Origin of the sequence: Alkalihalobacterium alkalinitrilicum, from assembly GCF_002019605.1 — a bacterium.
GTDB classification, from domain to species: Bacteria; Bacillota; Bacilli; order Bacillales; family Bacillaceae_F; genus Alkalihalobacterium; species Alkalihalobacterium alkalinitrilicum.
Window position 1 is genome coordinate 4,414,107 of sequence record NZ_KV917368.1, and the last position, 22,048, is coordinate 4,436,154.

The following is a 22,048-nucleotide window of genomic DNA, read 5'->3' on the forward strand; positions in this document are numbered from 1 at the left end:
TATCTAAATACTTAAATTCGGAACGGTTGTTCCGATAATCGGAATTAGGGAGAGGTGAATAATGATGGTGATTAAATCCACACACGAAACCGATTATGATTATGAAATTTATCCACTTAATGAAACGGCAATCGTCATCAACTTTGGGCGTGAAATTGATGTTTCGATACATAACAAAGTAAAAGCCTTTACCAGCTATCTTGAACAATACCCAATTATGGGGTTGGTGGAGTATATCCCATCTTTTACTAGTGTAACGCTTTTTTATGATCCGATTAAAGTTGTTCGAGAAGGTAGCATTGGGCAACAGAATTCTAGCTATGATGTTATGAATTCAAAGATAAAAGATATTTTAAAAAATCTAAAAGGAATGTATCAAACGGAAAAAAGAGAAATAGAAATTCCCGTATGTTATGGTGGGGAGTTTGGTCCTGACTTAGATTTTGTTGCAAAGCATAATAATTTGACCACTGAAGAAGTTATTCAAATTCATTCTGAAGGAGAATATCTCGTTTATATGATTGGTTTTGCGCCTGGGTTCCCGTATTTAGGTGGAATGTCAGATCGCATTGCTACTCCAAGAAAAGCAAATCCTCGTATGAAAATCCCACAAGGTTCAGTTGGGATAGCGGGAAAGCAGACGGGAGTATATTCAATTGAAACCCCTGGTGGTTGGCAATTGATTGGTCGAACCCCATTAGAGTTATTTTTACCATCCAATAATCCCCCGTCCCTTCTTGAGTCGGGAGATATTATTCGGTTCAAGCCAATTTCTCATAAAGAATATAGAGATTATAAGGGGGGAGCATGATGAGTGTGAAAGTGATTCGCCCAGGACTTCTGACTACAGTTCAGGATTTGGGTAGAGCAGGATTACAGAAGTACGGTGTTGTTTTTAGTGGTGCAATGGACTCTTATGCTCTTCGAGTTGCAAATTTACTTGTTGGAAATGAAGAAGGAGATGCGGCGTTGGAAGTAACTCTGACAGGTCCTGAATTAGAAATAGAGGAAGACGTCCTAATTGCCGTAACCGGTGGTGATTTATCACCCACGATTCAAAATGAACCGATCCCATTGTGGAAGCCAGTTTTTGTGAAAAAAGGCAGTGTACTCAAGTTTGGTCCATGTCAGTTCGGGTGTAGAGCTTATATAGCAATGGGTGGAGGCATTGATGTTGATGAGGTCATGGGAAGCAGGAGTACATACCTTCGAGCGGGAATCGGTGGATTTCAAGGACGAGCATTAAAAGTCAATGACAGTATTAAGTTAAATCCACCGTCAGAACAAGCGCAACATTTAATAAACCAGCTTTCCACTGAAGAAAATCTACCATTTTCTTCAGCTACGTGGAGTGTAAATAATGTGACATATTTCCAAGATCAAAATCACATTAGCATTCGCGTCATTCGCGGTTCCCACTATGATTTGTTCACGTCAGAGTGTAGAGGGGCAATATATGAGGAAGTTTTCAAAGTGACACCGCAATCCGATCGGATGGGCTACAGACTATCAGGCCCAACATTAACACTAAGTCAACCATTGGAAATGGTTTCGGAAGCAGTTGCTCTCGGGACGATTCAAGTACCTCCTGATGGTAACCCTATCATCTTACTTGCTGACAGACAAACAACAGGTGGTTATCCACGAATTGGCCAAGTATTATCCGTTGATATCCCGCTGATCGCGCAATTAAAGCCAGGAGATGCGATCAAATTCAAAGAAGTCACGCTTAAACAAGCAGAAGAACTCTACCTGAACAGAGAAAGAGAATTAAACGAACTACGAGCAGGTCTTAAACTAAAAAGTGCCAGGTAACTTTAATACAATAAATGATTAAAGGTGCCTGGCACCTAAACTTCGTGAGATATGAGCTGCGGCTTGTTTTACTTCTTCGATTAACATAGGTAATTGTTCTTTTTGAAACCGAATATCTGGTCCTGCAATACTTAGACCGCCTACAACGTGTCCTGTGTGATCAAAAATAGGTGCTGCAACTGAGGAGGTTTGGTTTTCCAGTTCAGAATAGCTAACAGTGTATCCATCCAGACGAGATTGTCGCAAAATCAACCGCAACTGTTCTTTATCTGTAATCGTTCCTGTTCCATAAGGACTTAGTTTTGTCATATTGAGGTATTCGTCTATTTCGACATCCGATAAGTTGGCCAAAATAATTCGTGAGCAAGCTCCAGCGTAAAGCGGGGACCGCCTTCCTACTTTGGTAAAGAGTCTTACAGGATGTATGGTGTCAAGCTTTTCAATATAGATCGCATCATGATGATCTCGCATCGTCAGGTTAACGGCTTCACCAACTTTATCTCGGAGCTCTTTCATGACCGGATGAGCAATTTGACGAATATCAAGGCGGTCGGCTACGAGTTGTCCAAATTCAAGAAATAGCATACCGAGTGTATACTTCCCTTCCTGGTCCTTACCTAGAAAACCCATCTCTTCAAGGGAGCCTATCATTCGATGTACTGATGTTTTAGGGATTCCTGATAGTTCAACCATTTCGTTTAAACTTAACTTATTATGTGTTCGGAACAGGTCCAGGAGTTTCATAGATTTAACAACTGTTTTATTTTTGTTTTGCACGAGTTAATCTCCTTTCACAAAATTTATTAAGTAAAATTAAAAATTTTTGAGAAAATAAACAATAAGTAATAGAAAAAATTTTAAAAAGATAATTTTTTTAATTCTACTAAACCCTCGATCAATTGTCTAGGTAAGATGAAGTCCGGTCTATTCTAGGTGCTATTCATGCCTGATATTGAAAATGGGAATAGCTTCAGTCCTTGTTCTGGTTAAACTATAAAACGGTTATTACCAGTCATTTTTCTAGCTTAGGCTTAGTAAAAAATAACGTATTAGAAAGGGTGAGTGATATGAAACAGCAAAATCCAATCGATGAGAAACAAACACAAATAACACCGAAAGAAAGATTAAGTGCGATGACGGGGGCTGCCTTTTTAATGGCCACCTCAGCCATTGGTCCTGGGTTTTTAACGCAAACTGCCGTTTTTACAGAGCAACTCCTTGCCAGCTTTGCGTTTGTGATCCTTGCATCGATTATTTTAGATATTGGTGCTCAAATGAATATTTGGCGTATTATTGCCGTTTCAAAAATGAGAGGGCAAGAAATTGCGAATGCTGTCCTTCCTGGCTTAGGTTATGTTGTCGCTTTTTTCATCGTACTAGGAGGCCTCGCCTTTAACATTGGTAACGTTGCTGGAGGGGGATTAGGAGTTAATGCGTTACTCGGCTTTGATCCAAGAATAGGTGCGGTCATGACTGGAGTTATTTGTATCATTATTTTTTCCCTTAAAGAAGCCAATGTTGCAATGGACAAAATTGTGCGTTATTTAGGGGCATTGATGATTTTGTTAACGACTTATGTCATGTTTGTCAGTAAACCGCCTTACGCTGAGGCAGCGCTACGTACGGTTGTGCCTCTAGAAATTGATTTTTTAGCGATTATTACGATTGTGGGTGGAACAGTTGGTGGATATATTACATTTGCTGGAGGACATAGACTTTTAGATGCAGGTGTATCTGGTAAAGAAAATATACGTCATGTCACCAATACGGCGATTTCTGGAATTGTTGTCGCTTCAATTATGCGATTTATTTTATTTTTAGCCGTGCTAGGCGTTGTTTCTGCAGGCTTTGCTTTAAATGCCGATAACCCTACGGCTTCTGTGTTCCAAATTGCTGCTGGTGAAGTTGGTTATAGGATCTTTGGTTTAGTATTGTGGGCAGCTGGGATTACGTCAGTGATTGGGGCAGCTTATACATCAGTATCGTTTTTAACAACGTTTCATACAAGTATTAAGAAACACCAAAATTATTGGGTGATTGGGTTTATCGTATTTTCAACGATTGTTTTTGCTTTAATTGGGCGTCCAGTCACTTTATTAGTATTAGCAGGTGCATTTAACGGTTTAATTCTTCCTTTGACATTAGGATGTATTGTTTTAGCGGCTCATCGCACAAAAATTGTTGGAGATTATAAACATCCAGTTTGGATGACTGTTTTTGGAGCACTTGTTGTTGTATTAACTGCTTATTTAGGGGTTCGTACCCTTATTATAATGATTCCACAATTATTTTAGTTTATAAAACTGTAAAAATAAGGGAGGAGATTGTGTGTGAAATCCGTTGATCTTAACTGTGATTTAGGGGAAAGTTTCGGTTCTTTTGTTGTAGGCCAAGACGAACTTGTTTTAGCGCAGATTACTTCAGCTAATATTGCATGTGGCTATCATGCAGGAGATCACAATGTGATGGCTAAAACAGTAAAAATGGCCAAAGAAAAAGGTGTGAGTATTGGTGCCCACCCAGGATTTCCCGATTTGATCGGATTCGGACGAAGGGTTATTCAAACAGAGCCAAGCGACATTTATCACTTTGTTATTTACCAAATTGGCGCTCTTCAAGGTTTTTGTAAAGTAAATGATGTGGAGATCCGCCACGTAAAACCTCATGGAGCTTTGTATAATACGGCCGCAAAAGACCCAAAAGTAGCAGAAGCGATCGCCCAGGCCGTTTATGAGATCGACCCGTCTCTCGTTTTATTTGGCTTATCAGGAAGCGAGTTAATTAAAGCAGGCTTAAACGTTGGGTTAACAGTGGCAAATGAAGTGTTCGCTGATCGTACGTATCAACCAGATGGGACGCTAACGCCTCGAACACACCAGAATGCACTGATCCATGAAACCGATACGGCCATTCAACAAGTCCTGATGATGGTAAAGGAAGGGACGGTTAAGACGGTTGATGGTTCATATGCTCCTATTCAAGCGGATACGATTTGTATTCACGGTGATGGACCGAGTGCGCTTGATTTTGCTCGTTCATTACGAGAGACCCTTGTGGCAGAAGGAGTTAACATTTGTCCTGCTGAAGGTTCACATTATCACAAAGGAGAATGAAATGAAATCAAAACAAGTGAGGGAAAAGATTAGGAGCGGAGAATTTCAAACCAATACTTCGGGAGCGTGTGATGAGTATGTCCAAGCAAATGTAGTCATCCTCCCAAAAGAATATGCATTTGATTTCTTCTTATATACTTATCGTAATTCACAAGCGTGTCCAGTCATCGATGTGTTAGAAGCTGGTGAATATGAATCTCGTTTAGCAAAGGGATCCGATATTCGAACCGATGTTCCGCTTTACCATATATACAAAAATGGTGAGCTGCATGAGAAAAAAAATGACCTTCTCGATTTATGGAAAAATGATTTTGTAACCTTTTTACTTGGTTGTAGTTTCACATTCGAAAGCCAGCTGCTTGAAAATGGAATTTTCCTTCGTCATGTAGAGTGCAAGAAGAATGTAGCGATGTACAAAACCAATATTCCAACAGTACAAGCAGGGGATTTTTCTGGTCCTCTAGTTGTATCGATGAGACCGATTTCAAATGAACATATTGATAAAGTGGTTGAAATTACAAGTAGGTACCCCAACTTTCACGGTGCTCCTGTTCATATTGGAGAGCCAAGCGAGATTGGAATTAAACAAATAGAGCAGCCCGACTATGGGGAGTTCGTAGAAATTAAGGAAAATGAAACACCTGTGTTTTGGGCTTGTGGGGTGACCCCTCAAGCTGCGGCTGTTCAAGCGAAGATCCCACAAATGATCACACATGCCCCAGGGCATATGTTCATTACAGATTGGACGAATAAAGACTTCATGAAATAGTGTTGAGAGTTGGTGAATACTAAAAAATAAAATGAAAGGATTTTTTAATAGGCTTTTTGTTAATGGTAACTTAAATTTTATAATATTACGTCTGTAATAAAGGATAGGTTAATTAAACCCATCCTTTTCTTTCCTTGTTAGCTAGTTCTTCTAAGATATAGGTCAACTTTTTTGACCTAGGCCCCCAATGACGAGAGAGCCTAACGCCATCACGGAACTGTCCTCTTCATAGCGATCTTTTCTCTTATGTGTTCTAATCATTTCAAAATTTTATCCTCTAAATGATTTATGTGAAATTTTTAACAATATAAGCTGAAGATTAATATCCAAACAGAAATTACTCTCATAAAAATGAAACATTTGAGAAAGATAAAAAAACTAGTAGATTACACCAATTTTCTCCAAGTGAAATTTTATTCCGCAACAACTGGCAGTAACAACAAAATGAACACAGACGTTGCCACGTCCTGTGGCAACGTCTGTGTGACCCGTATCGTGTGGGCTTCAATTAACCGTGGGGAAGAGGAAATCCCTCACTGATGGAAGTTTCACCATATATGGAAGAATTCCTTGATCGCATATCGGTACTTCTCGTTTTTGGGTTTCAATCCGTCGTTCAAAAGCTTAATTAAGTGGATCTACTCCCATATATGAAAGAAGAGAACCGAAGAAAACGACAAAAGTTGCTCGGTCAATCAGAGAAAACGATCCGCTTGAAATCGAAGACTTAAAGGGGATTTTGAAGAATGGGAAGTAATCAACAGTACCAAATTAGTCCGATTGAAATGGGTGTCACACTAATCTCTTTAATTTTTGGGGTCGGGATTCTTACATTACCAAGGGTATTAGCCGAACGGGTTGGTACGACAGACGGTTGGATTTCAATCCTTGTTGCTGGATTCATTACGATGAGTTTAGTTTATATCTATGTAAGGATACAAAAAAAATTTCCAACTCAGTCCCTTCTTGAATTTATCGCTAACGGGAAAATCGGGAAATGGGGCGCAAAAGTATTAGCCTTTTTCTTTATCTTTTATTTTACTGTGTTACTTGCCTTTCAAGTGAGAATATTAGCAATGGCAACAAAATTGTATTTAATTGACCAAACACCTTCAGAAGTCGTTATTGGCATTATCTTACTCATCATTACGTATGCAGCTTCAAAAGGAATGCAAGGAATTGTTCATATTCATTTAATGTTTATGCCCTTTATACTTACAGCTTTATTTGGTGTCATTATTTTCAATCTTGGAGAAGCCGATTTTGGACAGCTATTACCAGTTGTAAGTGAAGGATTTATGCCTGTTTTATCTGGGATTTTACCTCCGATGTTTTCCTTTGCTGTCATTATGTTTCTTTTCTTTTTTATGGGTCATATGAAAGAAAGTGATTTACGTTCGCTGCCGCTAAACATTGCAATCCTTTTTCTTGTTCTAACCTACACCTTTCTAGCCATTATTTCATACGTGACATTTGGACTTGAAATGACGAAGGTCATTACATTTCCAGCAATCGAACTGGCAAAGGAAATTGAAATTATCGGTGGATTTATCGAAAGACTAGAATCTTTATTTTTGACGGTTTATATTATGGCTATTTTTACAACAATGGCGACTGTATTATTTGCAAATATTAAAACGATCGAAGAACAATTTATACCATCTAAAAAACTTAGAACATGGATCCCACCTGTTATTATTTTTATCATTTTCATTATTTCGTTTATACCTGACTCCATTACTAGTCTTGAAAACGTTGGTCAACTTTTGGCGGTGTTAGGAGATGTTTTATTAATATTAGGTATTGTGAGCGGCTACATCACTGTCTGGATCCGAAAACGAAGTAAAACTTCGTTTGATAATAGTAGTCAAGTATAAAACGTTTAGGCACCTTTTACATTTTACTGCGTGAAAGGTGCCTGGTACCATTTTATTGCAAATAGATTTTTATATCTAGCGTTTCAATTTGTGAAATGAGCAGCTCTTCGTACTCCTGGTGAGCTAAATAGTTGACTTCAGCTTCGACAACTTCAGGCTGTTCTTCTTTTACTTTGTCGATCATATCCTGCTGTAGCTTCAGCCATTGAGTCAACAGTAAGTGGCATTTCCTCAGCGACCTCTTCTACATCAGCGTCTGCTTGTTCAATATCTGTTGACTGCTGAGTATCTGTTCCTGATGAGTCTTGAAAAAATAAGTATCCCCCTCCAAAAGCTATCCCAAAAGTAAGGACAAAAGTAAGAATTGCGCTTTTCATTTTCCAGCTCCCTCCTTCGTTTCTTTTATCGAGCCTATCGTTATTTTTACTTGTAGCGGTATACTATTAAAAGAGTATAAAGTAAGGAGAGGTTGACAGAATGAAGCGGATAGACACTATGAAGTTTTTACTACAAAATGTACCTTTATTTAAAGAGTTAACGGAAGTTGAAATAGAACCAATAAGTGAAATGGCATATCCACGAGAGTTTAAAGTAGGTGAAATCTATTCATGCAAGGGGATCCGCTTGATCGAGTGTTTTTTATCCATGAAGGGCGAGTAAAGATTTACAAAACAGATGTGAGCGGAAAAGAACAAATTGTTTCTGTGCTTCAAAATGGGGATATGTTTCCGCATGCAGGTTTTTTTCGAACAGGAGGTTATCCAGCACATGCTGAAATTATGGAAGATGCGACCTTGCTCGTCATTCCAATTCAAGAATTTGAACAGCTACTTCTCCAACGACCAGATGTGTGTATAAAACTATTCCGTGTGATGGGGGAAAAAATAATTGATTTGCAAAGTCGATTAGAAGAACAAATATTTCACAATACGTACGAGCAAATTCTTATGTTATTTCTCCGTCTTGCTAAAACACATGGAAAAAAACAAGAAGATGGGCGAGTGAGATTAACGATTTAATTTACTAATCAAGAACTGGCCAATATGATAGGTACTTCAAGAGAAACGGTTAGCCGTACATTAACGAAGTTAAGGAAAAATCACATTGTCGAAGTTAGCCAAAAGGGTCATTTACTCATTTCGCTAGACTTAGTAAAACAGGAACTACAAATTGAATAATCTTTCGTTGATGAATGATCTCAAAGAATGGAGAGACATTGCTAGAATAATATGAGAATGAAGGGATGTTAAAACAGAACGCCACAATAAGTAGACGTTCTGTTTATTTAGTATGGTTATTTGTTTTGAGCTCGTTGGATGAGTTCACTTCGACCTAGACTACCTAGTGACTCGGCTGTAACAGGAATGAAACTTTCATTCCTACCATATTCATCATGGTTTTGTTTTCCCAATGACTTATAACGAATATGAACTTCTTCTAAATATTCTGGAAGCTCTTCAGCTGGTGGGAACGATTGTTTCATCGCGAGTAACCATGTTTCAAGTTTATAAGTTCCTCGTTCAGTAATTTTGCATAGATCTTCAAGCGATTGGACCAATTCATTTAAACAATCTAATCCGTTCCGTAATCTTACAATCCCTTTTAATTTGGCTCTTTCAGCAGAGTGTTCTAATCTGTACGTGTTTTCTTGGTATTGAAATTCAATAAAACAACTGTTACGATCCCAATTGAAATGGTAATCTACAATTTTTAAACGCTTCATAACCTTTATAAGTTTGCTTTCACACATATTTTGTTCCTTATGGGGCATCCATTTAAACATAAAAATCACCTTCCTCTTTTTTTCTAAAAATTCCAACTTATACAGGTGGTAAAGTATAACAAATGACAGCGATTTTCTTCGTTGTCGACGGTAAATCGTGTTTTTCTAGATTGTTTTAATAATCCGTACACTCTATACCGTTGTTTTCTACAAAATAAACGAATCCCCTTTTGTAATCGTTTTACATATGTCGACCATTTTTTTAAAAAGCAAAGAAAGAACGGTTCTAAAGACAAAAATGGTTTATTTTTGGTAGGCAAATAATAGATATTTGTCTAAACTTGTCAACGATTGCGAATAAAAAAATTTTGTTTCCAACCAATTCATTAACCTGTAATGGAGTTTTTTTCGTTTTTGTGATGTACATCACTACACCTTCCGCTCGAATTCGATACAATTTAATTAGCAAGTCATAATAAAACAAATGGAGGGTTACATTATGGAAACCATCTTTGATTTTTCAACAAAAACAGGTGAGATTGTTACACGATTACCAGAAACGAGTACAATTTTAAAAAAATATAAAATAGACTTTTGCTGCGGTGGAAACCGACCAATAGGTGAGTCAATCAAGGAAAAGAATTTAAATGGGGACGAAATTCTCGAACAACTAAATAATGCTTATATAAAATCATTAGTGAAACCGAGTGTTACTTGGAATGAAATTACTAATTCTGAGTTGATCGATCATATTATTTCGACTCACCATGCGTATTTGAGCAGTATATTACCAGAGTTAAGTCAATTTACAACGAAAGTTTTTCGTGTACACGGAAACCAGTGTCCTGAACTAACGAAGGTTCACCAGTTGTTTCACAGTTTAAAAGTGGAGCTCGAACAGCATACGATTGACGAAGAAAATAATGTGTTTCCTTTAATTCAAGCTTTTGAAGAAAACCGATCGAGTGAAATTATTTCTAAGTTATCGGAAAATATTAAGGAACTAGAAGATGAACATGAAGGAGCGGGAAATATTTTAAAACAGCTTCGTGAAGTGACAAATGATTATTCTGTTCCAGATTGGGCATGCATGACTTTTCAATTGACCTACCAAAAACTTGAAGATTTAGAAAGTGATTTATTTCAACATATTCACCTTGAAAACAACATCCTATTTCCAAGGGTGACTAAAGAATTAAGGGAGGTGCAATGAATGGAGATGCAACAGCTAGGATGCATGAGTGGGATGATGTTACGAGATGTAGAAGAGCATTGCCCAGCCCTTGAACAATTAAAAAAAGAACATATCCCTCTCACAAAACAAATGGAAGACTTTTATGAACTTACCCAAAGCATCGAAGGAGATGAGGCAGTAGCGACTAGAGAAAGCTTACAGCAATTGTATCAACAAGTAAAAGTGTTTGTATCCCAACTTGAACCTCACTCTGAGCGCGAAGAAGGTATTCTTTTCCCAATGCTTGCTGCCCACATTGGACAAAACATGGGGCCGATTGCCGTAATGGAATATGAACATGATCAAGCAAAAACCTATTTAAGGAAATTTCTGTCAGAAACAGAAGAACTTGGTTTAAAGGTAGAGCTCAATGATATTCGAACGTTAGCGAATTATGCGGCTCAAGCGTATTTAATTTTATCAGAACACTTTATGAAAGAAGAAAACGTTCTTTTCCCGTTAGCAGAACAATTCCTTTCGCCTGAAGAAAAACAAGAACTTGAAATGAGAATTAAGAGCTGAACTTTATAAAGAAAAACATGATGTCCGTGCATAATATTAACAATGATGTCTATCGCTAAAGCCTCACCAATTCTTATTGAATTGGTGAGGCTTTAGCAATTTTTCTAGAAACATATTTCCTATTAAACTTTTAAAGAAAAAATTTAAGGATTGAAAAATTCTAAAAAGTGATTGAATTTACTAAAATTATCTGATAACCTTTAGTTAACCGATTTCAGAAACCGATTTCAGAAATCGGTTACATATACAGAAACACTAAGTTCAGGGTGTGAATATCATGAAAATTACAATGGATGAAGTAGCAAAAAGAGCAGGTGTCTCAAAAACTACTGTTTCACGAATTATTAACGGGAATTTCCAACACGTACATGAAGATACGAAAGAAAAAGTTTTAAAAATAATAAATGAATTGAATTATAGACCTAATGCTTTAGCTAAAAGTCTTAAGCAGATGAAAACGAATGTAATTGGAATTGTCTTATCTAATTTACAAAACCCTTTTTGGTCTAGTGTATTGCAAGGCGTAGAAGATACTTGTCATTCTAACGGCTATAATTTAATGATTTGTAACTCAAATGATAATTCGAAACTTGAGCAGGAGCATATAGAAGGATTACAAATGAAGCAAGTAGATGGGATCATCGTTAACCCTACAATGAAAAATAAACAGTTATTTCAGTCAATAATAGATAGAGAGTATCCAATTATCGCCATCAATCGGAAAATTGAAGATGTACCTCTTGATACCGTTGTAGTGGATAATATTAAGGGCTCTGAACTAGCAATGGAACATTTCATTGAATTGGGAAAAAGTTCTATAGCTATCATCGTTTATCCACCTGATGGAATTAGTCCTAGGGAAGAAAGACTTCAAGGGTATAAAAGTGCTCTTATAAATCATGGTCACACAATTAATGAAAAATACATTTTGATTGTTGAGGAAAAAAAGGGTGCTGCAAAAGAAGAAATTAAAAAAGCACTAACTTCAAAAGAGCCACCAGATGCCATTTTTTCAACGAATAATATGATGACATTGGAAATTCTTGAAGGGATTAAAGAGTTAGGAATGAGTGTTCCTCAAGATGTAAGTTTAATCGGGTATGATGAAACCGTTTGGTCAAAGCATTTAGCTCCACCGTTAACGACAGTTAACCAGCCGAGTTATGAAATGGGAAAACTAGCGGCAGAAAAGCTTATTAACCTATTAAACACTAAACAAAAGGCAGAACCTAAAGTTACACAATTACAACCAAATTTGATTATAAGAGAATCTTGTTAAAAAATATCGTAGGAGGCGTTAGGATTGAGTCAATTAGGTTTTAGAGTACTACCAATAAATAAGAGACCAAGTCAGCAAATAATAGAAGCATTCTCGGATGTTGTTACTCCACATATTAGCGATAATATGAGTCGGATGAGTGCCGTTGGAACAAAATTAAGACCTTACCATAAAAGCGGAAGATTAGTAGGTACAGCACTAACAGTAAAGACAAGACCAGGAGACAATTTAATGGTCCATAAAGCGATTGATATGGCAAAGCCTGGTGATGTGATTGTTGTCGATGCTGGTGGAGACCAGACGAATGCAATCGTAGGTGAAATTATGTTACGAATTGCGCAAAAGAATGAAATTGCAGGATTTGTGATCAATGGAGCAATAAGAGATATAGCGGCATTTCAAGAAGATACATTTCCGGTTTATGCGTGTGGTGTTACTCATCGAGGTCCGTATAAGGACGGTCCAGGAGAAATCAATGTATCGATATCTATCGGTGGGATGATCGTCAAACCTGGTGATATTGTTGTTGGAGATGAAGATGGAGTTGTAGTAGTCCCACTTGAAGATGCAGAAAATGTACTAGCGAAAGTGAAGAAACAACAAAAAGTAGAAGAAGAAATTTTAGCGTCAATTGCAAATGGAACTGTCGATCGTTCATGGGTAAATAAACTATTAGCAGATAAAGGATGTGATGACTATGATACCAACTAAATTTGATTGGAAAAAGCTTCAATCCTTTTGTACCGATGTCTTTAAAGCAGCGGGTGTTCCCGTAAAAAGTGCAGAGATCGTTGCAGAGTCATTAGTTGAAGCAGATTTACGTGGAGTTGACTCACATGGAGTCGTTCGAACATCCATTTATTTAAAAAGGATGGAGGAAGGTATGATACAGCCTGACTCTAATTTTTTTACCCACTCTGAAACCGATACCATGGCTCTTTTAGACGGGAATAATAACTTCGGGTCAGTCGTTGGCATGGAAGCTTTGAATAAAGCTTTAGATAAAGCGAAAAAGAGTGGAATCGGAGTCGTTGGTGTGAAAAATTCGAACCACTTTGGGACAGGTGCTTATTATGCGAATAAAGCGATTGATCAAGGCTTTATTTTATTAGTCCTTTCCAATGCATCTCAGACGATGCCTCCAACGGGCGGGGTTAGACCATTCTTAGGGACAAATCCATTAGCGATCGGTGTCCCAACAGGTACGGATGTTCCGTTCATTTTGGATATGGCGACAAGCGTTGTTGCTAGAGGGAAGATTATTGTCGCTTCACAAAAAGGAGAATCGATCCCTGAAGGATGGGCGATTGATAAAGATGGTAATCCAACAACCGATGCTAATGCTGCATTAGAAGGTTCCGTCCTTCCACTAGGTGGACCAAAAGGATATGGTATATCGATGTTTATTGATATTTTAGCAGGTGTACTCACTGGTGCTGGATTTGGGAAGTACGTTAATAATATGTATGAAAACTGGGAAGACCCACAAAATGTTGGCCACTTCTTCCTCGCGATCAATATTAACAACTTTATGCCAATTGACTATTTTAAAGAGAGAATGGATCTATATATTACAGACTTAAAAAACGAGCCAAAAGCTCCAGGCGTAGAAGAGATTTATATTCCAGGTGAACTTGAATTAAGAAGAACAATAGAAAGAAAAGAAAACGGTATTGAATTACCTGAAAAAGTAGTGCAAGAGCTGAGTGAGATTGGCCAAAAATATGGAATTGACTTTACTCAAGCGGCTTACACAACAAATATAAGTACGGAGGTATCTAAATAATGTTATTAAATAAAGCGTTTAGGTATGAAATTCCAACCATTATCGAATTTGAAAATGGATTAATTAATAAACTTGCAGAGTTTGTAAAAGAGTTTGGAGGAACGAATGTATTGATCGTTTGTGATCCAGGTGTATTACAAGCTGGTGTTGTTACTAAATTAGAAGAGCCATTAAAGGCAGACAATATTCCTTACTCTATTTTTTCAGAGATTGAGGCAGACCCTGCGATTGAATCAGTTGACTTAGGCCTTGAAATGGCTAAGAGAGATGGTTGTGATTTAGTTGTAGGTGTTGGGGGAGGAAGTTCCCTAGATACAGCTAAGGCGATTGGACTTATGTTGACGAACCCAGGCCACATTAAAGATTATGTTGGAATTAACATGGTTCCAAATCCAAGTGCACCTGTAATTGCAGTACCAACTACAGCGGGGACTGGTAGTGAAATTACGATTTGGTCTGTTCTTTCAGATAAAAAAGAGAAAGCAAAAGTGAGTGTTGGAAGTATTTATAACTGTCCGAATATGGCACTGGTTGATCCAGAATTAACGATTTCACTTCCGCCGCATATTACAGCAGCAACAGGTATGGATGCTTTAACTCATGCGATGGAATCTTACGTAAATAAAGCAACCCAACCAATTTCAGAAGGTTTATCCGTACAAGCAATGAAAATGATATCGCAAAATCTACGTTTAGCGGTTGTTCAAGGCGAGAACGTTGAAGCAAGGTCGAATATGCTGCTTGCTAGTTTAATTGCAGCCATGGCTTTCAACTCAACGCGTTTGGGTTTAGCTCATGCTCTAGCAATTCCACTTGGTGCACATTTTAAAATTCCACATGGTACAGTAAATGCAATTTTACTCCCTGAAGTTATGGAATTTAATGTCATTGGTAATGTTTCAAAGTATGCAGAGATCGCTTCGATCTTTGGTGTAAATACAACTGGATTAACGGAGCGTGAAGCTGCTGAGCAATCGGTAGTTGCGATCCGTCAGTTAAATAAAGATGTTGGTATCACACAAACATTAACAGACTTTGGCTTAAAAGAAGAACATTTACAAATGATAGCTGAGGAAGCAATGTTATCTGGGAATGTTCCAGTAAATCCTAGAAAACCGACAATCGAAGACTTGAAGGCAATTTGTAGAGCAGCAATGTAATTTGCAAAAAGGAGTGTGACAAATGAAACCCAAAGTGCTAGTAACACGGGATTTACCTGGCGAAGGAATCGAAAGATTACGTGAAGTGGCAGATGTGGAAGTCCATACGGGGAAAGAAGAGTTAACCAAAGAGCAGTTAATTCAAGCCATCGCAGATAAAGATGCCATTATCTCTTTACTTGTGAATGAAATTGATGCAGAGGTTATGGATGCTGCTCCTCATTTAAAGGTTATTTCTAACTATGCAGTTGGCTTCAATAACATTGATGTGGACGCAGCACAGGAACGCGGAATTATCGTTACGAATACACCTGACGTTTTAACAGAGTCAACGGCTGATTTAACATGGGCATTGTTACTTGCAGTGGCTAGAAGAATTCCTGAAAGTGATACGTATACACGAGAAGGAAAGTTTGTTGGTTGGGCTCCCGAGTTACTTCTTGGAAGAACAGTTTATGGTAAAACGTTAGGTATTATAGGGATGGGAAGAATTGGTGAGGCTGTTGTGAGAAGAGCAAAAGGGTTTGGAATGAACATTGTTTATTACAATCGTCGCCCGCTTTCAACTGAAAAAGAACTTGAACTTGATGCAAGCTATGCGAGTTTAGAGGAAGTCATATCACAAGCTGATTTTCTCTCGTTACATACACCACTAACGCCTGAGACTCGGTATTTGATTGACGAAAATGAGTTAAAAGCAATGAAAGATACAGCCTACTTAATTAACACGTCAAGAGGTCCGTTAGTTAATGAAAAAGCACTTGTGAATGCTCTAAAAGAGAAGGCTATTGCTGGTGCTGGCCTTGATGTATTTGAAAACGAGCCTGCAATTGAAGAAGAACTATTAAACTTTCAAAATGTCGTCCTCGCTCCACATATAGGTAGTGCAACAATTGAAACGAGAGTTGAAATGGCAGATTTAGCGATTAATAATACTATCTCCATTTTAAAAGGAGAAAATGCTTTAACGCCTGTGTATTCTTAAAGAAATCAAGGTTAAAAAGGAGATGAGAAGAAAATGGAAGCAACTACAAACACATTTCTTTCTTGGTTAGAGAAAGAGCAGAATAAAACGTATGAAAATTTTATAAACGGTGAGTGGAAGTCAAGTTTAAGTGGGGAAACTTATCCCGTGTCTTGCCCAGGAAAAAACAATATAGTATTAGGACACTTTCCATACTCTACCGAGGAAGATGTTAACTTAGCAGTAGAAGCGGCTCACCAAGCCTTCCAATCGTGGTCTCAAGTTCCAGGACCAGACCGAGCCGCCATCCTACTAAAATTTGCTGATTTACTACAAGATCATCTAGAAGAACTAGCGTTTATTCTATCAGCAGAACAAGGAAAAGTATTAGCTGAAGCGAGAGGCGAAGTTGGTAGAGCTATAAAAGAAACGAGAAATGTAGCAGGGGATGCAATAAGAATCGAAGGGACTACTCTTCCTAGTGAAAAAAGTAATGTCACTGCAGCTGTTAAGCATCAACCAATTGGAGTAGTTGCAGCAATTGCACCATGGAATTTTCCAGTTGTTACTCCAATCCGAAAGATTGTCCCAGCGCTTGCTTACGGGTGTACGGTCGTTTATAAACCCGCATCAGAAACACCTTGGACGTCCATAAAAATTATGGAACTTTTATACAAAGCTGGAGTACCCAATGGAGTTGTAAATCTTGTTTCAGGTAGTGGATCAAAAGTGGGGAACCCATTAACTAACCATCCATTAGTCAAGGGAGTTAGTTTTACTGGATCAACGGGAGTTGGAACGAGATTAAATGAAATGGCAGCTAGACGCTTAGTCAAAACACAATTGGAGCTTGGTGGGAAGAATCCTGCTGTTGTCCTTGATTATGAAGATGTGAATGTAGTAGCAAAAGAAATTGTAGGAGCGGCCTTCGCTTGTAGTGGTCAACGATGTACATCCATTAGTAGAGTCATTGTTTTAAAAGAAAAAGCAGAAGAACTAGTAAGTGCAATCAAAGAGCAAATGAATGCGTTAAAAGTAGGACCGTCATGGGAACCAACATCAACAATTGGTCCTCTTGTTAATAAAGACCAGTTAGAAACGACACTAAATTATATTAAAATAGGAAAAGATGAAGGTGCGACGCTAGAACTTGGCGGTGAAGTGCTAAGTGAAGGTGAAATGGGAGAAGGAAACTATGTTGTTCCAGCTTTATTCACAAACGTAACACCTGAAATGAAGATTGCAAAAGAAGAAATTTTTGGCCCTGTTCTAAGTGTACTAGAAGTAGAAAGCTTTGAGGACGCTTTAGAGGTGGCAAATGATGTTGAATATGGTTTAGCAGCGTCAATCTTCACTAACAATCTATCATTAGCTAATCGATTTGTAGAAGCAGTAGAGTCTGGTATGGTTCATGTTAACCACGGAACAGCCAGCCAAGCCCATGTACCATTCGGTGGAGTGAAACAGTCAGGGTATGGCGCGTATTCCATAGGGAAAACGAATAAAGAATTTTATACGAATGTAAAAGTAAGTTATTTTCAATATTAATCAAACCCTTCCTGGGTTTGATTAATCTAAAACATAAAACATACATTTCAAGGGGGATTTAAAATGAAGAGATTGTTTGTAGGAAGCATAACTCTAGCTATGTCACTTATGTTCGCAGTTGGGTGCTCATCATCAGATACTTCTTCAGGTGGTAATGAAGAAACTGCAAATAATGATACTACTCCTACTGAAGAAGTAGATGCTACGGTTCTGAAATTAGGACATGTCTGGCCAAACTCAGAAATTCATGCTCAAGGAGTGGAGCAGTTTAAAGAAGAAGTTGAAGAATTAACAGATGGTCGAATTGTAATTGAAGTTTATGAAAACGGTTCATTGGGAGATGACAGAGAGTTACTAGAAGGATTAAATATAGGAACAGCTGATATTTGGGTAGGCGGAGCTGGCGTATTATCAGGTTCTTCTGAAACAGCACAAATTTTTACAGTACCTTTTATGTTCCACGATCAAGCTCATTTTGATAACGTTTACAACGGTGAAGTAGGAGAAGAAATTTCTAGCCGAATTAACGCAGAAACTGGAAACCAAGTCCTCTCGTATTGGACTCGTGGTGCACGTATGTTAACAGTTAATGAAGAAGTAAACACACCAGAAGATTTAAACGGACTTCGTATTCGCGTTCCTGACAGCCCTGTCTTCGTTGAATCATGGAAAATGCTAGGAGCAGCACCAACACCAATGGCATTTGGTGAAGTATTTACTTCATTACAACAAGGTGTAATTGATGGTCAGGAAAATCCACTATCTTTAATTTATAACTCTAAGTTTAATGAAGTAGTAGACTATCTAGTGTTAACAGAGCACGTTAGAGAGCCAATTGCAATGGTTATCAGCGGCTCTAAATTCGAAGCACTTGATCCAGAATTACAAGAGTTATTATTACAAGCTGCTAACGGTCAAGGTAAAGATTACGTAGCCAATGAAGTATTATCTGGTGAAGAAGGTTACCTTGAAGCACTTGAAGAAGCAGGCATGGAAGTCATTCGCCCAGATCTATCGCTTTTCCAAGAAAAGTTAGGTGGATTTGTTGAGCAACAATTCCCAGCAGTAACAGAAATTCATGAAATGATTCTTTCAGCAAAATAACAGAAAAAACAAGGGTGGGTTGGGTCTCCTCCCGCCCTTGTTTCTATAAATACTTCATGTATATGCTGTTTATCATTGTAGGTGTATATATGAAGAATTTATAGATTGAGGAGGACTTCAGAATGATAAACAAATATGTTCAATTCATAGACAGGATCAATAGTTGGGTTTTTAATTTTATAGCTATTGTATTTGGAATAGTTACTTTACTAACAATTTATCAAGTCTTTGCTAGATATGTGTTAAAAAGTCCGCTCGTTTGGTCCGAAGCAATTGTCCGCTATTCAATGGTTTGGGTCGTTCTTTTAGGTACCGCCATTGCATTACGTAAAGGGATGTTAATTTCTGTAGAGGTGTTATTATTTCTTGTTTCAAAAAAGATTAAGAAAATCTTACAAGTTTTAATTATGTTAGTTAATATTGTATTTTTAGTCCTTCTTGTAAAGTATGGATTAGATATTATGAGCAGCTTGGCTCACCAAAAGACAGGGTCTATCAACATTCCTGTCAGTTGGATATATGCTGCAATACCAGCAGGGAGTTTTCTTGGACTGCTGAATTGTACCGTTATTTTAATTGAGTTGTTTACTAAGAAAAATGAGGAGGGACAGGAAGATGGCGGCACTGTTATTCATTAGTTTATTTTTAATGTTCTTAATCGGTGTACCTGTCGCTTTTTCAATGGGTCTCTCATCAATGATAGCGATGATGAATGAAGGAATTTCACTGCAAGTAGCGATTCAAAGAATTTTTTCTTCCTTAGACTCATTTACGTTAATGGCGATTCCTTTTTTTATATTAGCTGGAAGCCTTATGGAATACAGTGGAATATCGCAAAGGTTAGTTGATTTTGCGAACTCGTTAGTTGGACGGATTACAGGTGGACTTGGTATGGTAACCGTATTAACAGCCATGTTCTTTGCGTCGATTTCGGGATCGAGTGCCGCAACTGTTGCGGCGATTGGAAGTATATTAATACCTGCCATGGTTCGAAGAGGTTTTCCGAAAGGATTTTCAACTTCAGTTCAAGCTGTTTCTGGTGAACTAGGCGTTATTATTCCCCCGTCCATTCCATTAATTATTTTTGCTTTAAGTGCAGGGATGTCTATTTCAATTGGTGATTTATTTTTAGCCGGTATTGTCCCTGGTATGCTTGTTGGTTTATCATTAATGTTAACAATCTTTATCATTAGTAAAATTAAAGGTTATGGTGGACCTGAGACTCTAACAGAAGAAGATAAGGAATTAATGACTGCTAGTGGTAGATTCAAAGCTTTTAGAAGAGCAATCCTTCCATTACTAATGCCTGTAATCATTTTAGGGGGAATTTATGGAGGTGTGTTTACACCAACTGAAGCAGCGGCAGCAGCTGTAGGTTATGCCTTTTTCCTAGGAATGTTTGTTTATAGAAAATTTAATACAAAGATTATTATGGATGTATTAAAGAATTCGGTTATTTCTACAGCCATTATCATGTTTATCATTGGAAATGCTGGGCTTTTTGGATGGGTTTTAACCTCAGAAAGAATCCCTTATAAAGTAGCAGAGTGGTTTGTTTCAATATCAGATAGCCCAATTATCTTTTTATTACTCGTAAATATTATTTTGTTAATTGTAGGGATGTTTTTAGAAACAGGTGCTGCAATCGTAATCTTAGCTCCAATCCTTACCCCAGTAGCGGTTATGTTTGGTATTGACCCTATTCACTTTGGGATTATTATGATCGTCAATTTAGCAGTTGGTATGTTAACTCCACCGATTGGGGTAAATTTATTTGTTGCCTGTCAGATTGCAGGCTTAAGGATAGAACAGATTTTAAAGCCATTAATTCCATTCTATTTGGTACTATTAATTAATATTGTTTTAATTACCTATTTACCTCAACTTTCATTATGGTTACCTCAATTATTCAAATAAAAAAGGGGAAATTCTATGAAAATCATAATAGCGCCAGATTCATTTAAAGGTTCAATATCAGCAAAAGACTTATGCCAAACGATTCGAAAAGGGATCGAAAAGGTGATTCCAGAAGCTAAAATGGTAGAAATTCCGATGGCAGACGGTGGAGAAGGGACGATGGAAAATTATGTACATGCGACAAATGGACATATCGAAAAAGTGACAGCGTCTGATCCTATCGGTAGAAAAATAGATTCAGCTTATGGTGTATTAGGTGATAAGGAGACGGTTGTTATCGAGATGGCTCAAGCATCTGGGCTTCCCTTATTAACGAATGATGAAAGAAATCCTTTCTTGGCGAGTAGCTATGGAACGGGAGAATTGATTTCTCATGCTCTAAATCAAGGCTATCGAAAATTCATCATTGGCTTAGGTGGAAGTGCTACGAATGACGGTGGCATGGGTATGTTACAAGCACTAGGCGTAAAGTTCTACGATAAGGACCACCAAATCATTTCAAATGATGTTCGTGCCTTATTGCATTTATCAAGTATTGATGTTTCAGCATTAGACCACAGGTTACGTGAGGCAGATTTTGTCATCGCTAGTGATGTTACTAATCCATTATGTGGACCGAACGGTGCTTCTCATATTTTTGGTCCGCAAAAGGGTGCTACCCCTGAAATGGTAGTGTTGTTAGATGAGTGCTTAAGCCAATATGGTAAAAAAATTAACGAGTTGTTTAACATTGAAATTTTTTCTGCGCCAGGAGCAGGAGCCGCAGGAGGAATGGGTGCTGGCTTAATAGCATTTTTAAATGCATCAGTAAGGTCTGGAATTGATACGATTATGGAAGTTGCACAATTTGATCAAGCAATAGAAGGCGCGAGTTTAGTCGTAACAGGAGAAGGGAAATTAGACGAACAAACGCTCTCTGGTAAAGTCATTTCGGGAGTTTGCCGCTATTCAAATCAAAATCAAATCCCAGTTATCGCAATTTGCGGCAGTAACGAACTCACTGGTACTGAATTAACACAATTAGGGGTTGCCGCAGCTTTTCCAATCGTTTCAGGACCTTGCACCGTCTATGAAGCTATTACGGAAGTTCAAAGATTAGTAGAAAAGACGATCGAACAGATTATGAGAGTGTATCAACTGCGAAAAGAGTCATAGAAAAAGATTAAGAAACGAGTAGAAACCCTCTTTGAATTCAAAGAGGGTTAAACTATTGAATTGCTAATCATTTAAGGATACG

General features: G+C 37.8%; 22 protein-coding genes and 1 pseudogene. 19 read left to right on the plus strand and 4 right to left on the minus strand.

Features of this window, described 5'->3' with window-relative positions; all coding sequences use genetic code 11:
- Window positions 1–61: 61 nt before the first annotated feature.
- Window positions 62–811, plus strand: coding sequence for a 5-oxoprolinase subunit PxpB (gene pxpB / locus BK574_RS21385; RefSeq protein ID WP_274379438.1), 750 nt, complete (start codon window positions 62–64; stop codon window positions 809–811).
- Window positions 811–1,815 carry a 5-oxoprolinase subunit C family protein gene (locus BK574_RS21390; RefSeq protein WP_078430026.1) on the plus strand — a complete coding sequence of 335 codons (1,005 nt, stop codon included), beginning with the start codon at window positions 811–813 and terminating at the stop codon, window positions 1,813–1,815. Before pxpB ends, BK574_RS21390 begins: the two co-directional genes overlap by 1 nt.
- 18 nt (window positions 1,816–1,833) lie before the next feature.
- Here the strand turns inward: BK574_RS21390 and BK574_RS21395 are convergent, their stop codons facing one another.
- Complete coding sequence (locus BK574_RS21395) at window positions 1,834–2,592, minus strand: IclR family transcriptional regulator (protein WP_078430027.1); 759 nt, start codon at window positions 2,590–2,592, stop codon at window positions 1,834–1,836.
- 290 nt (window positions 2,593–2,882) lie between these two features.
- Between BK574_RS21395 and BK574_RS21400 the strand changes: the two genes are divergently transcribed.
- The 4 genes from BK574_RS21400 to BK574_RS21415 all read left to right on the plus strand — a co-directional run bounded on the left by BK574_RS21400 (window position 2,883) and on the right by BK574_RS21415 (window position 7,574).
- A complete protein-coding gene (locus tag BK574_RS21400) occupies window positions 2,883–4,109 on the plus strand; it encodes an NRAMP family divalent metal transporter (RefSeq protein ID WP_078430028.1) in 1,227 nt (408 codons plus the stop codon).
- A 36-nt stretch (window positions 4,110–4,145) separates the two neighbouring features.
- Entirely contained in the window at window positions 4,146–4,928 is a 783-nt protein-coding gene (locus BK574_RS21405; RefSeq protein WP_078430029.1) for a 5-oxoprolinase subunit PxpA, read from the plus strand.
- Window position 4,929: 1 nt separating this feature from the next.
- On the plus strand, window positions 4,930–5,697 hold the full coding sequence (locus BK574_RS21410; RefSeq protein WP_078430030.1) for a putative hydro-lyase: 768 nt from the start codon (window positions 4,930–4,932) through the stop codon (window positions 5,695–5,697).
- 746 nt (window positions 5,698–6,443) lie between these two features.
- Window positions 6,444–7,574 carry a GerAB/ArcD/ProY family transporter gene (locus tag BK574_RS21415; protein WP_078430031.1) on the plus strand — a complete coding sequence of 377 codons (1,131 nt, stop codon included), beginning with the start codon at window positions 6,444–6,446 and terminating at the stop codon, window positions 7,572–7,574.
- Window positions 7,575–7,626: 52 nt separating this feature from the next.
- On the opposite strand, the gene BK574_RS28940 is transcribed toward BK574_RS21415, so the two are convergent.
- Both BK574_RS28940 and BK574_RS21420 read right to left on the minus strand, forming a co-directional pair.
- The gene (locus BK574_RS28940; protein ID WP_274379439.1) at window positions 7,627–7,758 is read right to left on the minus strand and encodes a hypothetical protein; all 132 of its coding nucleotides are present in this window, start codon (window positions 7,756–7,758) and stop codon (window positions 7,627–7,629) included.
- Window positions 7,727–7,951: a hypothetical protein gene (locus BK574_RS21420; RefSeq protein WP_078430032.1), complete on the minus strand. Its 225-nt coding sequence runs from the start codon at window positions 7,949–7,951 to the stop codon at window positions 7,727–7,729. Before BK574_RS21420 ends, BK574_RS28940 begins: the two co-directional genes overlap by 32 nt.
- Window positions 7,952–8,051: 100 nt before the next feature.
- Here BK574_RS21420 and BK574_RS21425 point away from each other — a divergent pair.
- Window positions 8,052–8,752 (plus strand): annotated as a pseudogene (locus BK574_RS21425) (Crp/Fnr family transcriptional regulator).
- 116 nt (window positions 8,753–8,868) lie between these two features.
- On the opposite strand, the gene BK574_RS21430 reads toward BK574_RS21425, so the two are convergent.
- Window positions 8,869–9,297, minus strand: a complete 429-nt coding sequence (locus BK574_RS21430) for a hypothetical protein (RefSeq protein ID WP_180320596.1) — start codon at window positions 9,295–9,297, stop codon at window positions 8,869–8,871.
- A gap of 499 nt (window positions 9,298–9,796) precedes the next feature.
- Here BK574_RS21430 and ric point away from each other — a divergent pair, with 499 nt between their 5' ends.
- The 12 genes from ric (at window position 9,797) to BK574_RS21490 (ending at window position 21,966) form a co-directional block, all read left to right on the plus strand.
- Entirely contained in the window at window positions 9,797–10,510 is a 714-nt protein-coding gene (ric, locus tag BK574_RS21435; protein WP_078430033.1) for an iron-sulfur cluster repair di-iron protein, read from the plus strand.
- Complete coding sequence (locus BK574_RS21440; RefSeq protein ID WP_338020610.1) at window positions 10,511–11,053, plus strand: hemerythrin domain-containing protein; 543 nt, start codon at window positions 10,511–10,513, stop codon at window positions 11,051–11,053.
- A gap of 277 nt (window positions 11,054–11,330) precedes the next feature.
- Window positions 11,331–12,332, plus strand: a complete 1,002-nt coding sequence (locus BK574_RS21445; protein ID WP_078430034.1) for a LacI family DNA-binding transcriptional regulator — start codon at window positions 11,331–11,333, stop codon at window positions 12,330–12,332.
- Window positions 12,333–12,356: 24 nt separating this feature from the next.
- Window positions 12,357–13,043: an RraA family protein gene (locus tag BK574_RS21450; RefSeq protein ID WP_075387912.1), complete on the plus strand. Its 687-nt coding sequence runs from the start codon at window positions 12,357–12,359 to the stop codon at window positions 13,041–13,043.
- Window positions 13,030–14,118: an Ldh family oxidoreductase gene (locus tag BK574_RS21455; RefSeq protein WP_078430035.1), complete on the plus strand. Its 1,089-nt coding sequence runs from the start codon at window positions 13,030–13,032 to the stop codon at window positions 14,116–14,118. The genes BK574_RS21450 and BK574_RS21455 overlap by 14 nt, the downstream gene beginning before the upstream one ends.
- Complete coding sequence (locus BK574_RS21460; protein ID WP_075387914.1) at window positions 14,118–15,278, plus strand: iron-containing alcohol dehydrogenase; 1,161 nt, start codon at window positions 14,118–14,120, stop codon at window positions 15,276–15,278. Before BK574_RS21455 ends, BK574_RS21460 begins: the two co-directional genes overlap by 1 nt.
- A gap of 22 nt (window positions 15,279–15,300) precedes the next feature.
- Window positions 15,301–16,263 (plus strand): 2-hydroxyacid dehydrogenase, encoded by a 963-nt coding sequence (locus BK574_RS21465; protein ID WP_078430036.1) that lies wholly within the window; start codon window positions 15,301–15,303, stop codon window positions 16,261–16,263.
- Between the two features lie 33 nt (window positions 16,264–16,296).
- On the plus strand, window positions 16,297–17,790 hold the full coding sequence (locus tag BK574_RS21470) for an aldehyde dehydrogenase family protein (protein ID WP_078430037.1): 1,494 nt from the start codon (window positions 16,297–16,299) through the stop codon (window positions 17,788–17,790).
- Between the two features lie 63 nt (window positions 17,791–17,853).
- The gene (locus BK574_RS21475) at window positions 17,854–18,894 is read left to right on the plus strand and encodes a TRAP transporter substrate-binding protein (RefSeq protein WP_078430038.1); all 1,041 of its coding nucleotides are present in this window, start codon (window positions 17,854–17,856) and stop codon (window positions 18,892–18,894) included.
- Window positions 18,895–19,016: 122 nt separating this feature from the next.
- Window positions 19,017–19,532: a TRAP transporter small permease gene (locus BK574_RS21480; RefSeq protein ID WP_078430039.1), complete on the plus strand. Its 516-nt coding sequence runs from the start codon at window positions 19,017–19,019 to the stop codon at window positions 19,530–19,532.
- Window positions 19,510–20,811: a TRAP transporter large permease gene (locus BK574_RS21485; RefSeq protein WP_075387919.1), complete on the plus strand. Its 1,302-nt coding sequence runs from the start codon at window positions 19,510–19,512 to the stop codon at window positions 20,809–20,811. The genes BK574_RS21480 and BK574_RS21485 overlap by 23 nt, the downstream gene beginning before the upstream one ends.
- A gap of 15 nt (window positions 20,812–20,826) precedes the next feature.
- On the plus strand, window positions 20,827–21,966 hold the full coding sequence (locus tag BK574_RS21490) for a glycerate kinase (RefSeq protein ID WP_078430040.1): 1,140 nt from the start codon (window positions 20,827–20,829) through the stop codon (window positions 21,964–21,966).
- Window positions 21,967–22,048 lie beyond the last annotated feature (82 nt).

What these genes read in the sequence shown, in the direction of transcription:
- BK574_RS21465 (WP_078430036.1), top strand. Translation starts at nt 15,301, where the DNA reads ATGAAACCCAAAGTGCTAGTAACACGGGATTTACCTGGCGAAGGAATC.
- BK574_RS21390 (WP_078430026.1), top strand. Translation starts at nt 811, where the DNA reads ATGAGTGTGAAAGTGATTCGCCCAGGACTTCTGACTACAGTTCAGGAT.
- BK574_RS21420 (WP_078430032.1), bottom strand. Translation starts at nt 7,951, where the DNA reads ATGAAAAGCGCAATTCTTACTTTTGTCCTTACTTTTGGGATAGCTTTT.
- BK574_RS21410 (WP_078430030.1), top strand. Translation starts at nt 4,930, where the DNA reads ATGAAATCAAAACAAGTGAGGGAAAAGATTAGGAGCGGAGAATTTCAA.
- BK574_RS21470 (WP_078430037.1), top strand. Translation starts at nt 16,297, where the DNA reads ATGGAAGCAACTACAAACACATTTCTTTCTTGGTTAGAGAAAGAGCAG.
- BK574_RS21490 (WP_078430040.1), top strand. Translation starts at nt 20,827, where the DNA reads ATGAAAATCATAATAGCGCCAGATTCATTTAAAGGTTCAATATCAGCA.
- pxpB (WP_274379438.1), top strand. Translation starts at nt 62, where the DNA reads ATGATGGTGATTAAATCCACACACGAAACCGATTATGATTATGAAATT.
- BK574_RS21485 (WP_075387919.1), top strand. Translation starts at nt 19,510, where the DNA reads ATGGCGGCACTGTTATTCATTAGTTTATTTTTAATGTTCTTAATCGGT.
- ric (WP_078430033.1), top strand. Translation starts at nt 9,797, where the DNA reads ATGGAAACCATCTTTGATTTTTCAACAAAAACAGGTGAGATTGTTACA.
- BK574_RS21455 (WP_078430035.1), top strand. Translation starts at nt 13,030, where the DNA reads ATGATACCAACTAAATTTGATTGGAAAAAGCTTCAATCCTTTTGTACC.
- BK574_RS21480 (WP_078430039.1), top strand. Translation starts at nt 19,017, where the DNA reads ATGATAAACAAATATGTTCAATTCATAGACAGGATCAATAGTTGGGTT.
- BK574_RS28940 (WP_274379439.1), bottom strand. Translation starts at nt 7,758, where the DNA reads ATGATCGACAAAGTAAAAGAAGAACAGCCTGAAGTTGTCGAAGCTGAA.
- BK574_RS21445 (WP_078430034.1), top strand. Translation starts at nt 11,331, where the DNA reads ATGAAAATTACAATGGATGAAGTAGCAAAAAGAGCAGGTGTCTCAAAA.
- BK574_RS21440 (WP_338020610.1), top strand. Translation starts at nt 10,511, where the DNA reads ATGGAGATGCAACAGCTAGGATGCATGAGTGGGATGATGTTACGAGAT.
- BK574_RS21400 (WP_078430028.1), top strand. Translation starts at nt 2,883, where the DNA reads ATGAAACAGCAAAATCCAATCGATGAGAAACAAACACAAATAACACCG.
- BK574_RS21475 (WP_078430038.1), top strand. Translation starts at nt 17,854, where the DNA reads ATGAAGAGATTGTTTGTAGGAAGCATAACTCTAGCTATGTCACTTATG.
- BK574_RS21415 (WP_078430031.1), top strand. Translation starts at nt 6,444, where the DNA reads ATGGGAAGTAATCAACAGTACCAAATTAGTCCGATTGAAATGGGTGTC.
- BK574_RS21430 (WP_180320596.1), bottom strand. Translation starts at nt 9,297, where the DNA reads ATGAAGCGTTTAAAAATTGTAGATTACCATTTCAATTGGGATCGTAAC.
- BK574_RS21460 (WP_075387914.1), top strand. Translation starts at nt 14,118, where the DNA reads ATGTTATTAAATAAAGCGTTTAGGTATGAAATTCCAACCATTATCGAA.